Origin of the sequence: Cellulomonas massiliensis JC225, assembly GCF_000312005.1 — a bacterium.
GTDB lineage: Bacteria > Actinomycetota > Actinomycetes > Actinomycetales > Cellulomonadaceae > Cellulomonas > Cellulomonas massiliensis.
This window is the reverse complement of record NZ_HE978588.1, coordinates 127,997-142,568: the sequence shown is the minus strand read 5'-3', so window position 1 is coordinate 142,568 and position 14,572 is coordinate 127,997. Positions and strand designations below refer to the sequence as shown.

The window sequence follows — 14,572 nt, the reverse complement described above, 5'->3', positions numbered from 1 at the left end:
TCGCCCCGACCGGTCCGACGGCCCACGGAGACCACCGATGACAGACCAGCGACCCTCGTCCGAGGGGCACGAGCGCATCGAGGCGCAGATGGAGCGCCTCGTCGCGACGGACACCGACGTCCTCGAGGTCGAGCCCGCCGCCACGGCCATCCCGGTCGCGGCGCGCTCGTCGGCGCGCACGATCGTGAACCGCTTCGTCCGCCACCGCGCCGCGATGGGCGGCCTGGTCGCCCTCGTGCTCATCGTCCTGCTCGTCTTCAGCTCGATCGGGATCGGCCCGATCCCGGGCTGGTGGCCGCTCGACTACCGCGTCCCTCAGGCCATCCTGAACGGGGGGAAGCCGACCCTGCAGCTGTGGCCCTTCAGCCTCGGCGCCCACCCGTTCGGGCAGGACAACATCGGGCGCGACTACTTCGCCCTCGTGATGGCCGGCGCCCAGCAGTCGATCATCATCGCGTTCCTCGTGGGCGTGATCGGCTCCGCGATCGGCACCGTGATCGGGGCGCTGGCCGGTTACTTCCGCGGCTGGACCGAGTCGGTGCTCATGCGGATCACCGACGTCATCATCACGATCCCCCTCGTGGCGATCGCGGCGGTCGTCGCGAAGGGCGCGAACGGGCGCGGCGGCGTCTGGCTGCTCGGCCTGTTCCTCGGCTTCGTGACGTGGACGGGGCTGGCGCGCATCGTCCGCGGCGAGTTCCTCTCGCTGCGCGAGAAGGAGTTCGTCGACGCCGCGCGCTCGGTGGGCGTGCCGTCCGGGCGGATCATCTTCCGCCACATCCTGCCGAACACGATCGGCGTGATCATCGTCTCCGCGACGCTCGCGATGTCGTCGGCGATCCTGCTCGAGTCCGCGCTGTCCTTCCTGGGCTTCGGCGTCCAGCCGCCCAACACGTCGCTCGGTCAGCTCATCAACAACTACCGCTCCGCCATGGGCCCGCGCCCGTGGCTGTTCTGGTGGCCGGGTCTGTTCATCGTCGCCATCGCGCTCGCCGTCAACTTCATCGGCGACGGCCTGCGCGACGCGTTCGACCCGCGGCAGAACCGCCAGAAGGCCTGAGGGGAACCATGACCAGCACGACCGACGCCACCCCGCCCGCGGGCTGGGAGGACCAGTACGTCGAGCCGATCCTCGAGGTCACGGGCCTCGGGGTCGACTTCCGCGTCGACGGCGAGTGGGTGATGGCGTCCGAGGGCGTCGACCTGCGCATCCGGCCGGGTGAGGTGCTCGCGCTCGTCGGCGAGTCGGGCTCCGGCAAGTCCGTCTCGTCGATGGCGATCCTCGGCCTGCTGCCCGGCAACGCCCGGGTGACCGGGTCCGCCAAGCTGCGCGGCAAGGAGCTCATCGGGATCCCGAAGCCGCAGCTGCGCGCCGTGCGCGGCAACGACATCGGGCTCATCTTCCAGGAGCCGATGACGGCGCTGAACCCGGTGCTCACCGTCGGGTTCCAGGTGGCCGAGATCATCCTCAGCCACCAGAACGTCACGCCGCAGGAGGCCCGGGACCGGGTCGTCGAGCTCTTCCGGCTCGTCGACCTGCCGAACCCCGAGGCGAAGGTCGACGCGTACCCGCACCAGCTCTCGGGCGGTCAGCGCCAGCGCGTCATGATCGCCATGGCGATCGCGTGCGACCCGGTGCTGCTCATCGCCGACGAGCCGACGACGGCGCTCGACGTCACCGTGCAGGCCGAGATCCTCGACCTGCTGCGGGACCTGCACCGCCGGCTCGACTCGGCGATCCTGCTCATCACGCACGACATGGGCGTCGTCGCCGACCTCGCGGACGACGTCGTCGTCATGCGGGACGGGCACGTCGTCGAGCGCGGCCCGATCCGGCAGCTGTTCTCCCAGCCGCAGCAGGAGTACACGCGCGACCTGCTCGCCGCCGTGCCGCACCTGGGCGCCGACATCGCGGCAGGGGCGCTCTCCGTCCAGGACCGCCCGACGGAGGACGAGGTCGTCACCGGCGCGCCGGACGGCGGCCCGACGCCGGCGCTCGAGCTCGAGCACGTCTCGATCGAGTACCCCGGCCGCGGGCGCACGCCGGCGTTCCGCGCGGTCGACGACGTCAGCCTCGCGATCGCCCCGGGCGAGGTCGTCGGCCTCGTCGGCGAGTCCGGCTCGGGGAAGACGACGGTCGGTCGTGCCGTGGTCTCGCTGCTGCCCGTCGCCGAGGGCGCCATCCGCGTCGGCGGCACGAACCTGGCGGGACTGTCGCGCCGCGAGCTGCTCCCGCTGCGCCGCCGCTCGGCGATCGTCTTCCAGGACCCGGGCTCGTCGCTCAACCCGCGCATGACGATCGGGGAGTCGATCGGCGAGCCGCTGTTCCTGCACGAGAAGCTGCGCAAGGAGGCGCTGAACCGCCGCGTCGAGGCGCTCCTCGACCAGGTCAAGCTGCCCCACGCGTACCGCAACCGCTACCCGCACGAGCTCTCGGGCGGTCAGCGGCAGCGCGTCGGCATCGCCCGCGCGCTCTCGCTGCGCCCGCAGCTGCTGGTCGCCGACGAGCCGACCTCGGCGCTCGACGTCTCGGTGCAGGCGCACGTGCTGGAGCTCTTCCAGGAGCTGCAGCGCGAGCAGGGGTTCGCGTGCCTGTTCATCAGCCACGACCTGGCCGTCGTCGAGATCCTGTCCAGCCGGATCGCGGTGATGCGCAACGGCCGGCTGGTCGAGCAGGGCTCCCGCGAGGACGTGCTGCTCAACCCGCAGGACCCGTACACGCGCCGCCTCATCGCCGCGGCCCCCGTGCCGGACCCGGACGAGCAGGGCGCCCGCCGCGCCGAGCGCGCGCGCGTCCTCGCCGCCGGCGCCGGCGATAAGGACTGACCGGCCTCAGCCCAGGAGCGCCGCCGCCAGGCAGAGGACGCCCGCGGCGACGAGCAGGACGATCGGCACGACGGCCGGACGCACCCGCACGGGCGCGTCCGGCTGGTCGCCGTCGAGCGCCCGGCGCCACTCGCGACGGACCCAGGCGGCGGCCGCCCCGGAGCCGGCGGTCCACGAGGCGCTCGCCGTCGGGGGCGCGCCGTCCTCCAGCCCGAGCGTCGTGGCCTCGCGGGCCGTCATCCGGACGTCGGCGTAGCGCCCGGACGCGGGCGCGGCCCAGGCGGCGTACCGGGCGCCGTCCGTCGTCGTCAGCGTGAGCGCGTAGCGGGTGTCGACCGCGGCGAGCCGGGACCACGGCACGTCGACGTCGCGCACGACGTTGCGCAGGTGCACGCCCGCCTCGTCGACGGCGACGCCGGGGCGCACGAGCACCGCCCACACCACGACGCCGGCGAGCACGAGCCCGGGCAGCTGGCGCAGCAGGGCGGCGGGTCCGCCGTCGCGCAGGGCGAGCCAGACCCAGCCGGCCGCCACCACGGCGCCCACGACGACGGCGACGAGCGCGCCGCGCGGCCGGAACGTGCGGCTGCCGGACGGCCGGCCGGCGCGGGCGGGGGGCTGGTGCGAGGCGGACGTCACGCGTCATGCTCGCACGGTGCGGTCGGGTCCCGGCCACCTCGCCGGGGCGGCCGAATGTCCGTTCCCGGACGGGTGTCCACATCGCGACCGCAGGTGGGTGCCCTGTGTCTCACATGGTGAACACCAGAACGCGCGATGGTCCCACCGCCCGGACGGTCGTGCAGGTCGACCCCCAGAACGGTGCTTGCGCAGGTCACGGCCCTGTTTCGGGGGAGAACGAGGCGTTACCAGGCAGTATCGATGTGGTAACAGTTGGACGGGCAGCCACCGGGTGCCCGCTTTGTCCGTCCTGCGTTTCATACCTTTGCGCTACCCAACTGGTGCCACGACGGACGTGTGCGCCCAGGGCGGTCCACCACCGCGCCGGGCAGGCGTCGAACCACGGCACCGCGCTCCCAGGAGGAACATTGAAGATCAGGCGCTTCGCCGGCTTCGCCGCCTCGCTCACCGTCGGCGCCCTGGCGCTCGCGGCGTGCAGCAACGGCGGCAGCTCGGGCGAGAACACCTCGGCCCAGGGCAGCTCGACCGGCATCATCACGACGAACGGCAACGAGCCCCAGAACCCGCTGATCCCGACCAACACGGCCGAGGTCGGCGGCGGCAAGATCCTCGACCTGACGTTCGCCGGCCTCGTGTACTACGACGCCGACGGCGCGCCGCACAACGAGGTGGCCGAGTCGATCGAGTCGGACGACGCCCAGAACTACACGATCAAGCTCAAGTCGGGCTGGAAGTTCACCAACGGTGAGGACGTCACCGCGAAGAGCTTCGTCGACGCGTGGAACTACGGCGCCAAGCTGTCGAACGAGCAGCTCTCGAGCTACTTCTTCGAGCCGATCGAGGGCTTCTCGTGGGAGAAGGACTCCGAGCTGACCGGCCTCAAGGTCGTCGACGACCTGACCTTCACGGTCAAGCTGGTCCAGCCCGAGTCGGACTTCCCGCTGCGGCTGGGGTACTCGGCGTTCTACCCGCTGCCCGAGGCGGCGTTCGAGGACATCGAGGCGTTCGGTCAGAACCCGATCGGCAACGGCCCCTACAAGCTGGACGGCGAGGGCGCCTGGGAGCACAACACCCAGATCAAGCTCGTCCCCAACGCGGACTACGCCGGTGACCGCAAGGCCAAGAACGGCGGCGTGACGATCAAGTTCTACGAGACGCAGGACGCGGCCTACTCCGACCTGCTCTCCGACCAGCTCGACGTGCTCGACGCCGTCCCGGACAGCGCGTTCGCGACGTTCGAGAGCGAGCTCGGCGACCGTGCCGTCAACCAGCCGGCCGCCGTCTTCCAGTCGTTCACCATCGGCGAGTGGCTCGACCACTTCGGTGACGACGAGGAGGGCAAGCTCCGTCGTCAGGCGCTGTCCTACGCGATCGACCGTGACCAGATCACGAAGACGATCTTCGAGGGCACGCGTACCCCGGCGAAGGACTTCACCTCGCCCGTCATCTCCGGCTGGAGCGACTCCATCCCGGGTGCCGAGGTGCTGAGCTTCGACCCGACGAAGGCCAAGGACCTCTGGGCCCAGGCCGACGCCATCAAGCCGTGGTCGGGCAAGTTCACGATCGCGTACAACACCGACGGTGGCCACAAGGCGTGGGTCGACGCGGTGACGAACAGCATCAAGAACGTCCTGGGCATCGACGCGGAGGGCCAGGCCTACGCCGTCTTCGCCGACCTGCGCACGGACGTCACCGCCGCCAAGGCGGGCGAGAAGTCGAAGCTGACCGGTGCGAACCGCTCCGGCTGGCAGGCCGACTACCCCGGTCTGTACAACTTCCTCGGCCCGCTCTACGGCACGGGTGCCGGCTCGAACGACGGCAACTACAGCAACGAGGAGTTCGACGCGCTGCTCAAGCAGGGTGCCTCGGACACCAACCAGGACTCGGCGAACGCGACCTTCCAGAAGGCGCAGGAGATCCTCTTCAAGGACCTCCCGGCGATCCCGCTGTGGTACTCGAACGTCACGGGCGGCTACTCGACGCTGGTCGACAACGTGAAGTTCGGCTGGAACTCCGTCCCGCTGTACTCCGACATCACCAAGCAGTGATCTCGACGCAGTGACGAGTGGGGGCGGGGCCCGCGGGCCCCGCCCCCACTCGCGTGCGGGACCACCACCCCGAGGTCCCGCACCGGCAGCGGCGTGAGCACCCCGCCGCACGCCCTACTCTTTTCCAGCGGCGTGATCCGCCGCAGCGCCCGGCGCCGTCGTCGACGCCCGCGCACGGATGTACGTGACCCCCGAGGAGGGACACCTGATGGCCTGGTACGTCGGGCGCAGGTTCTTGCAGCTCATCCCGGTCTTCCTGGGAGCGACGCTGCTCATCTACGCCATGGTCTTCCTGCTGCCGGGGGACCCGATCCTCGCGCTCGGGGGCGACCGCGGCATCAGCGACGCCCTCGCCGAGCGCCTGCGCGAGCGGTACAACCTCGACGAGCCCTTCCTCGTGCAGTACCTGCTGTACCTCAAGGGCATCTTCTCGCTGGACTTCGGCATCACCTTCTCCGGCGAGGAGGTGATCGACGTGATGAAGCGCGTCTTCCCGGTCACCTTCCAGCTCGCCGTCATGGCGCTGCTGTTCGAGGGGATCTTCGGCATCGGCTTCGGCCTCATCGCCGGCCTGCGCAAGGGGAAGCTGTTCGACAGCACCGCGCTCGTCCTGAGCCTCATCGTCATCGCGGTGCCGACGTTCGTCATCGGCTTCGTCCTGCAGTTCGTCGTCGGCGTCAAGCTCGGCTGGCTGCCACCGACGGTCGGCAGCAACGTCAACTTCAAGACGTTGCTCATGCCGGCGATCGTGCTCGGGGCCGTCTCGTTCGCCTACGTGCTGCGGCTGACGCGCACGTCCGTCGCGGAGAACCTCTCCGCCGACTACGTGCGGACGGCGACCGCCAAGGGCGTCTCCCGCAGCCGCGTGATCAACGTCCACGTGCTGCGCAACTCGCTCATCCCCGTGGTGACGTTCCTCGGCGCCGACCTCGGGTCGCTGATGGCCGGGGCGATCATCACCGAGGGCATCTTCAACATCAACGGCGTCGGCGGGACCCTGTACCGCGCGATCATCCAGGGCCAGGCACCGACCGTCGTCTCGCTGACGACCGTGCTGGTGATCGTCTACATCCTGTCGAACCTTCTCGTCGACCTGCTCTACGCGGTCCTGGACCCGAGGATCCGTTATGCCTGAGACCCCCACCCGCCCGGACCAGCAGCACTTCTTCGCGCAGCTGGACGAGACGCCGGTCGGCGTCGTCGACTCGGTCGACGAGTCCGCCGCCCCCGCGAGCGTCTGGAAGGACGCGTGGCACCAGCTGCGCCGCCGTCCGATGTTCTGGATCGCCTCGGTGCTGATCGCCCTCATCGTGATCGTGGCGGTGTTCCCGCAGTGGTTCACGTCCGTCGACCCGCGGGCCTGCGACCTGGCGAACTCGTCGCTGCCCCCGAGCGCGGGCCACCCGTTCGGCTTCAACTTCCAGGGCTGCGACATCTACGCCCGCACGATCTACGGCGCCCGCCCGTCCGTGACGGTCGGCGTGCTGACGACCCTGGTGGTCGTCCTCATCGGCGCCCTGGTCGGGGCGATCGCCGGGTTCTACGGCAAGTGGTTCGACTCGCTGCTCTCGCGGGTCACGGACATCTTCTTCGCGATCCCGTTCGTGCTCGCCGCCATCGTCATCATGAGCGTGCTGTACGACCAGCGCGGCATCCTCACGGTGGTCATCGTCCTGGGCGTGTTCGGGTGGCCGCAGATCGCCCGCATCACGCGAGGCTCGGTGCTGAGCGTCAAGAACTCCGACTTCGTCACGGCGGCCAAGGCGCTCGGCGCCTCGCGCGCCTCGACGCTGATGCGGCACATCATGCCCAACTCGGCGGCGCCGATCATCGTCTACGCGACCGTCGCGCTCGGGACGTTCATCGTCGCCGAGGCGACGCTGTCGTTCCTCGGGATCGGGCTGCCGCAGTCGGTGGTCTCGTGGGGCGGTGACATCTCCGACGCCCAGCGGCGCCTGCGCGCGAACCCCGTCGAGCTCTTCTACCCGGCCGCGGCGCTGGCCCTGACCGTCCTCAGCTTCATCATGATGGGCGACGTGGTCCGCGACGCCCTCGACCCGAAGGCGCGCAAGCGATGAGCCACCCCACGCACGAGCCGATCGTCGACGCCACCGGCGCCGTCCACGCGCCCCACGGCAGCGCGCCCCTGCTGCAGGTGCGCGACCTGCAGGTCGAGTTCATGACGAACACCGGCCCCGTCCAGGCGGTGCGCGGTGCGAACCTCACGGTGTACCCCGGGCAGTCCGTCGCGATCGTGGGGGAGTCGGGCTCCGGCAAGTCGACGACCGCGCACGCGGTGATCGACCTGCTGCCGGGCACCGGCAAGGTCACGGGCGGGTCGATCGTCTTCGACGGCCAGGACATCACGCACGCCTCGGCCAAGCAGATGGTCGACGTCCGCGGCAAGCAGATCGGCCTGGTCCCGCAGGACCCCATGTCGAACCTCAACCCGGTCTGGAAGATCGGGTTCCAGGTCAAGGAGGCGCTGCGCGCCAACGGGATCGCCACGGGCAAGGAGGCGGACAAGCGCGTCGCCGAGCTGCTCGCCGAGGCCGGGCTGCCGGACGCGGAGCGCCGGGCGAACCAGTACCCGCACGAGTTCTCGGGCGGCATGCGCCAGCGCGCGCTCATCGCGATCGGCCTCGCGGCGCGCCCGAAGCTGCTCATCGCCGACGAGCCGACCTCGGCGCTCGACGTCACGGTGCAGCGCGTCATCCTCGACCACCTCGAGGGCCTGACCCAGCAGCTCGGCACCGCGGTCCTCTTCATCACCCACGACCTGGGGCTGGCCGCCGAGCGCGCCGAGCACCTCGTCGTCATGTACCGCGGGCAGGTCGTCGAGTCCGGGCCGTCGCGCAAGATCCTGGCGGACCCGCAGCACCCGTACACGCAGCGCCTGGTGTCGGCGGCCCCGTCGCTCGCCTCGCGGCGCATCCAGAGCGCCAAGGAGCGCGGCGTCGAGTCGACCGAGCTGCTTGCGGCGACGGGCGGCGAGGGCGCGCGGCGCTCCGACGAGGTCGTCAAGGTCGAGAACCTGACCAAGGTGTTCCAGATCCGGGGCGGCCGGCCCGGTCAGACGACGGAGTTCAAGGCCGTCGACGACGTGTCGTTCTCGATCAAGCGCGGGACGACGATGGCGCTCGTGGGCGAGTCGGGCTCGGGCAAGTCCACCGTCGCGAACGTCGTGCTGAACCTGCTCGACCCGACCGAGGGCAAGGTCTACTTCGACGGCACCGACCTGTCGACGCTGGACAGCAAGGAGCTGTTCGCGTTCCGCCGGCGCGTGCAGCCGATCTTCCAGAACCCCTACGGCTCGCTCGACCCGATGTACTCGATCTACCGCACGATCGAGGAGCCGCTGCGGGTGCACAAGGTCGGCGACCGCAAGTCGCGCGAGAACCGCGTGCGCGAGCTGCTCGACATGGTGGCGCTGCCCGCCTCGACGATGCGGCGGTTCCCGGCCGAGCTCTCCGGCGGTCAGCGCCAGCGCATCGCCATCGCCCGGGCGCTCGCGCTCGAGCCGGAGGTGATCGTCTGCGACGAGGCCGTCTCGGCCCTCGACGTGCTCGTGCAGGCGCAGATCCTCACGCTGCTCAACGACCTGCAGGCGGAGCTGGGCCTGTCGTACCTGTTCATCACGCACGACCTGGCGGTGGTCCGTCAGATCGCCGACGAGGTGTGCGTGATGAAGACCGGCCAGGTCGTCGAGGCGGCCACGACGGACGAGGTCTTCGACAACCCGCGCCAGCCGTACACGCGCGAGCTGCTCGCCGCGATCCCGGGCGCGCGCCTCGAGGTGTTCGGCGAGGGCATCGAGGACCTGCCGGCCTGACCTCGGGTCACCGACGGACGGGGCCGGGACGACGACGTCGTCCCGGCCCCGCTGCGTCGCCCCGCACGCCCGCCCCCGGAGCCGTCCTCGTCGCTGTGAGCAGCGCGACCTCCGCGACGGCGCGAACCCGCGTAGAATCGTCGCCGCACCGCGGACGGTGCAGCCCCCACCTCCTGAGATGAGTACCCGTATGCCTACCAGCGCCGCGCCGACCACGGGCGTCCGGTCCGACCTGCGCAACGTCGCGATCGTCGCGCACGTCGACCACGGCAAGACCACGCTCGTCGACGCGATGCTGTGGCAGTCCGGCGCCTTCGGCGAGCACGCGCACGTCGACGAGCGCGCGATGGACTCGGGCGACCTGGAGCGTGAGAAGGGCATCACGATCCTCGCCAAGAACACGGCGGTCCGGTACAGCGGCCCGGCGGCCGCGGACGCCGGGCACCCCGACGGCGTGACGATCAACGTGATCGACACCCCGGGGCACGCCGACTTCGGCGGCGAGGTCGAGCGCGGGCTGTCGATGGTGGACGGCGTCGTCCTCCTCGTCGACGCGTCGGAGGGCCCGCTGCCGCAGACGCGGTTCGTGCTGCGCAAGGCGCTCGCGGCGAAGCTCCCCGTGATCCTCGTCGTCAACAAGGTGGACCGCCCGGACGCCCGCATCGAGGAGGTCGTGGGGGAGTCGACCGACCTGCTGCTCGGCCTCGCGTCCGACCTGCACGAGGAGGTCCCGGACCTCGACCTGGACGCGATCCTCGACGTGCCGGTGGTCTACGCCGCCGCGAAGGCGGGCCGCGCCTCGCTCGAGCAGCCGGCCGACGGGGGCCTGCCGGACTCGCCGAACCTCGAGCCGCTGTTCCGGACGATCCTCGAGAAGATCCCCGCGCCGACGTACGACGAGGGCGCGCCGCTGCAGGCGCACGTGACGAACCTCGACGCGTCGCCGTTCCTCGGCCGCCTCGCGCTGCTGCGCATCTTCAACGGCACGCTCCGCAAGGGGCAGACCGTCGCGTGGGCCCGGCACGACGGCTCGCTGCAGAACGTCCGCATCACGGAGCTGCTGGAGACGAAGGCCCTCGAGCGCGTCCCCACGGACGAGGCCGGCCCGGGTGACATCGTCGCCGTCGCCGGCATCGAGGACATCACGATCGGCGAGACGCTGACGGACCCCGACGACCCGCGGCCACTGCCGCTCATCACGGTCGACGACCCGGCGATCTCGATGACGATCGGCATCAACACCAGCCCGATCGCGGGCAAGGGCGGCAAGGGCCACAAGGTCACGGCGCGCCAGGTCAAGGACCGCCTCGACAAGGAGCTCGTCGGCAACGTGTCCCTGCGCGTCGTCCCGACGTCGCGCCCGGACGCCTGGGAGGTGCAGGGCCGCGGCGAGCTGGCGCTGGCGATCCTCGTCGAGCAGATGCGCCGCGAGGGTTTCGAGCTGACCGTCGGCAAGCCGCAGGTCGTCACGAAGAAGGTCGACGGCCAGGTGCTCGAGCCGATGGAGCGGATGACCATCGACGTGCCCGAGGAGTACCTCGGTGCGGTGACGCAGCTGCTCGCGCAGCGCAAGGGCCGCATGGAGACGATGTCGAACCACGGCACCGGCTGGGTGCGGATGGAGTTCGTCGTCCCGGCGCGCGGCCTCATCGGCTTCCGCACGCGCTTCCTCACCGACACCCGCGGCACCGGCATCGCCTCGTCGATCGCCGAGGGCTACGAGCCGTGGGCCGGTCCGATCGAGACGCGTCAGACGGGGTCGCTCGTCGCGGACCGCTCGGGCGTCGTGACGCCCTACGCGATGATCAACCTGCAGGAGCGCGGCTCCTTCTTCGTGGACCCGACGCAGGAGGTCTACGAGGGCATGATCGTCGGCGAGAACTCGCGCAACGAGGACATGGACGTGAACATCACGAAGGAGAAGAAGCTCACGAACATGCGGTCCTCGACGGCCGACAACTTCGAGAACCTCGTGCCGCCGCGCAAGCTCACGCTCGAGGAGTCGCTGGAGTTCGCGCGCGAGGACGAGTGCGTCGAGGTCACGCCGGAGATCGTCCGGATCCGCAAGGTGGTGCTCGACCAGACCGAGCGCGCCCGCATCACGGCCCGCAACAAGAAGTCCTGACGTGCCGGGGCTCGTCGCGGTCCACGCCCACCCGGACGACGAGACCCTGGCGACCGGCGCCCTGCTGGCCACCTTCGCGGCCGCGGGGGCGCCGGTCACCGTCGTGACGTGCACCCGCGGCGAGCGCGGCGAGGTGATCGGCGCCGAGCTCGCCCACCTCGAGGGCGACGGGCCCGCGCTGGCAGCGCACCGCGAGCGCGAGCTGGCGGCGGCGCTGGCCGCGCTGGGCGTGCGCGACCACGTGTTCCTCGACGCCGTCCCGGGCGAGCCCGGCGGGCCCGGGCGCTACGAGGACTCCGGCATGGCGTGGGTCGGCACCTCGCAGGCCGGTGCCGGCGCGGACCTGCCCCCGCACGCGTTCGTCTCCGCCGACGCGCGGGACGCGGCCCGGCGGCTGGCCCGGGTGCTGCGCGCGCGTCGTCCGGACGTCGTCGCCACGTACGACCCGCAGGGCGGCTACGGGCACCCCGACCACGTGCGCACCCACGAGGTGGCGACCCGCGCGGTCGCGCTCGCGGCGGCCGAGGACGACGGCGACCACGCGGCGTTCGCCGTGCCCGTCGTGCTGTGGGCGGCCCAGGGGGAGCGGGCGCTGCGTGCCGCGTACCGGGCGCTGTCGTCGCCGGCCGTGCAGGGCGGGCTCGCCGCCGAGGACGCGCGCGAGCTGCCCGACCCGGACGGCCCGCTGCCGGCGGTGGCCGTGCCCGACGAGCGCCTCGACGTGCTCGTCGACAGCCGCCGCGTGCTTGCGCCGGTGCTCGCCGCCATGCGGGCGCACGCGACGCAGGTGCAGTCCGTGGCGGCGGTCGAGGCCCCCGGCCTCGTCGGGCGCTACGCCCTGAGCCTCGGGCGCCTCGAGCCGGTGCTCCCCGCCGAGGGCTACCGCCTGGCGGACGGCGGGGAGCGGTCCGCGCTGCGCGACGTCGCGTGGCCCGCGGGCGTGGCGCCGGTAGCCTGACGCCCGTGGACGTGGGCGGCATCGGTCGGGCGCTGGTGGCGCTGCTGCTCGGGCTCGTCGTCGGCGCGGCGGGCACCGTCGCGCACCGGGCGGTCCCGCCGTGGGGGCTCGTCCTCGGCGGTGCGCTGGTGCTCGCGTCCGTCGTGACGCTGCGCGCGTGGGGCGGCCTGCGCGTCGTCGTGCCGTTCGTCGTGGGGACGTTCGGGGCGGCGTTCCTGCTCGCGGGCGAGGGCCCCGGCGGCGACGTCCTCGTGCCCGAGGGCGACGGGGCCTGGTGGGTCTGGATCGCCGCGGCCGCCGTCGCCACGCTCGTCGGCTGCCTCCTGCCCCGCCGCTGGTTCCGGGACGAGGTGGGGGAGCCGCACGACGAGCGTCCGCAGGCGCTCGCCGCGGTCGACGAGGGTCCCGGCGCCGCGTGACCGCCACGCCGGACGAGTTCCGCGACGTCGTCGCCCGCCTCCCCGCCGGCGTCGCCGTCGTCTCCCTGCGCTGGCGCGGGTCGGTGCACGCCACGACGGTCTCGTCCGTCGCCTCCGTGTCGCTCGACCCGCCGCTGCTGCTGTTCTGCGTGCACGCCGACGCCCGGCTGCGGGAGGCCCTCGACGACGTCGACCTGTGGTCAGTGAGCGTGCTGGCCGACGACCAGGCGGCCACCGCCGACTGGCTGGCCTCGGCCGGGCGGCCCGTGGTGGGCCAGCTCGAGCGCGTCCCCCACCGCCAGGCGCCGCTCGGCGGCGGCGTGCTCGTCGAGGGCGCGACTGCGTGGTTCGAGTGCCGCACGAGCGCCGTCCACCCCGCGGGGGACCACGACGTCGTCGTCGGCGAGGTGCTGTCCGCCGTGCCCGGCGCGCCCGCGGCGGGCGGCCTCGTGCACCTGCGCGGCCGGCTGCGGCCGGTGCGCTGACACCGGTCCCCCGGAGCCCCGTGTCACGTGCAGGGACGCCCATGATCGCGCCGTAGACTCGCCCGACGTGCCGGACGAGCGACGGCACGATCGCGACGTGTGCCGGGGGACTGATGAGCAAGGGGACGGAGAACGACGACGCTGGTGTCGTCCCGGGTGTCGACGACGAGCGCGCGAGCGCGCCCGAGACGTCCACCGGGGGGTCGTCGGAGACCGTGTGGCCGGTCTGGGGCAGCACGTCCGGACGGCCGACCGCCTCCGCGCGCCCCGCGCCGGCGCGCACCGAGGAGGAGCCCGTCGAGGTGCCCGTCGAGGAGCCCGTCGACGAGCCGGAGCCCCAGGACGCCACCGCGCAGCCGGACGCCGCCCTCGCCGCCGAGCCCGGCGCTGACGAGGCGACCCCGGACGAGCTGACGTCGGACGAGCCCGCGCCCACCGACGAGGCGCTCGCCGCGGAGCCGGCCGAGCCCACCGAGCTGGCCGAGGACCCCGCCGCCGAGCCGGACGCCGACCAGCCGTCGGAGCCGGCCGAGCACGCCGCGGAGCCGACTCCGGCGGACGACGTGACGCCGGAGGAGGCGGCGCCCGAGGAGGCGGCGCCCGAGCAGGCGGCGCCCGAGGAGGCGGCGCCCGAGGAGGCGGCGCCCGAGCAGGCGGCGCCCGAGCAGGCGGCGCCCGAGCAGGCGGCGCCCGAGGAGACCCCGGTCCCCGACGACGCCGAGCCTGCCGAGCCGGAGCAGGACGCGACGGCCGACCCGCACGTCGAGCCCGTCGTCGCCGAGCAGCTGAGCCCGGACGAGGAGGCGCTGACCCCGGACGAGGAGGCGCTGACGGCGGACGGCGAGGCGCTGACCGACGCCGAGCCTCCGGCCGACGCAGCGACCGCCGCCGCTGAGGCGGACCCGACGCAGCAGCCGTCGCCCGCCGGGGAGGAGACCCCGGCCGAGGACGGGACGTCTGCCGAGGAAGGGTCCTCGACACGGGAGGCGCCGGAGGGTGTCGCGCCGGCCGAGGAGCCGGTCGCCGAGCAGCCGGTCACCGAGCCCGTCGCCGACGAGCCTGCGGACGGTGCGCCGGGGACCGCCGACGAGGCGGAGGCCGACGGGCCCGCCGCGGAGGACGTGACGAAGCAGCCCGCCGACGCAGTCGAGCCGCCCGCCGTCGAGACGCCGCAGGCCCCGCAGGACGAGCCCGACGCCGAGGGCACGGACGCCGTCGAGGCGGCGGCCGACGTCCCGCC

At 72.6% G+C, this 14,572-nt stretch carries 11 protein-coding genes and 1 pseudogene; 11 read left to right on the top strand and 1 reads right to left on the bottom strand.

The window, feature by feature from the left end; translation table 11 throughout:
• Positions 1-37 precede the first annotated feature (37 nt).
• Together HGCM_RS00675 and HGCM_RS16245 are read left to right on the top strand one after the other, a co-directional pair.
• Entirely contained in the window at positions 38-1,060 is a 1,023-nt protein-coding gene (locus HGCM_RS00675; protein ID WP_019134974.1) for an ABC transporter permease, read from the top strand.
• A gap of 8 nt (positions 1,061-1,068) precedes the next feature.
• Positions 1,069-2,826, top strand: coding sequence for an ABC transporter ATP-binding protein (locus HGCM_RS16245; RefSeq protein ID WP_019134973.1), 1,758 nt, complete (start codon positions 1,069-1,071; stop codon positions 2,824-2,826).
• A 6-nt stretch (positions 2,827-2,832) separates the two neighbouring features.
• On the opposite strand, the gene HGCM_RS18630 is transcribed toward HGCM_RS16245, so the two are convergent.
• The gene (locus HGCM_RS18630; protein ID WP_019134972.1) at positions 2,833-3,465 is read right to left on the bottom strand and encodes a PH domain-containing protein; all 633 of its coding nucleotides are present in this window, start codon (positions 3,463-3,465) and stop codon (positions 2,833-2,835) included.
• A gap of 407 nt (positions 3,466-3,872) precedes the next feature.
• On the opposite strand from HGCM_RS18630, the gene HGCM_RS00660 reads away from it, so the two are divergent.
• The 9 genes and pseudogenes from HGCM_RS00660 to HGCM_RS19525 form a co-directional block, all read left to right on the top strand.
• Positions 3,873-5,513 carry a peptide ABC transporter substrate-binding protein gene (locus tag HGCM_RS00660; protein WP_019134971.1) on the top strand — a complete coding sequence of 547 codons (1,641 nt, stop codon included), beginning with the start codon at positions 3,873-3,875 and terminating at the stop codon, positions 5,511-5,513.
• Positions 5,514-5,721: 208 nt separating this feature from the next.
• Positions 5,722-6,648 carry an ABC transporter permease gene (locus HGCM_RS00655; RefSeq protein ID WP_019134970.1) on the top strand — a complete coding sequence of 309 codons (927 nt, stop codon included), beginning with the start codon at positions 5,722-5,724 and terminating at the stop codon, positions 6,646-6,648.
• On the top strand, positions 6,641-7,591 hold the full coding sequence (locus HGCM_RS00650; RefSeq protein ID WP_019134969.1) for an ABC transporter permease: 951 nt from the start codon (positions 6,641-6,643) through the stop codon (positions 7,589-7,591). Before HGCM_RS00655 ends, HGCM_RS00650 begins: the two co-directional genes overlap by 8 nt.
• Entirely contained in the window at positions 7,588-9,345 is a 1,758-nt protein-coding gene (locus tag HGCM_RS00645; RefSeq protein ID WP_019134968.1) for an ABC transporter ATP-binding protein, read from the top strand. The genes HGCM_RS00650 and HGCM_RS00645 overlap by 4 nt, the downstream gene beginning before the upstream one ends.
• A 190-nt stretch (positions 9,346-9,535) precedes the next feature.
• Complete coding sequence (typA, locus tag HGCM_RS00640) at positions 9,536-11,470, top strand: translational GTPase TypA (RefSeq protein ID WP_019134967.1); 1,935 nt, start codon at positions 9,536-9,538, stop codon at positions 11,468-11,470.
• A gap of 1 nt (position 11,471) precedes the next feature.
• On the top strand, positions 11,472-12,428 hold the full coding sequence (gene mshB / locus HGCM_RS00635) for an N-acetyl-1-D-myo-inositol-2-amino-2-deoxy-alpha-D-glucopyranoside deacetylase (protein WP_019134966.1): 957 nt from the start codon (positions 11,472-11,474) through the stop codon (positions 12,426-12,428).
• Between the two features lie 5 nt (positions 12,429-12,433).
• Positions 12,434-12,847, top strand: coding sequence for a hypothetical protein (locus HGCM_RS18625; RefSeq protein ID WP_019134965.1), 414 nt, complete (start codon positions 12,434-12,436; stop codon positions 12,845-12,847).
• Positions 12,844-13,332 (top strand): flavin reductase family protein, encoded by a 489-nt coding sequence (locus HGCM_RS00625; protein ID WP_019134964.1) that lies wholly within the window; start codon positions 12,844-12,846, stop codon positions 13,330-13,332. The genes HGCM_RS18625 and HGCM_RS00625 overlap by 4 nt, the downstream gene beginning before the upstream one ends.
• Before the next feature lie 113 nt (positions 13,333-13,445).
• Positions 13,446-14,572: pseudogene (locus HGCM_RS19525) on the top strand (hypothetical protein); the annotation flags it as partial.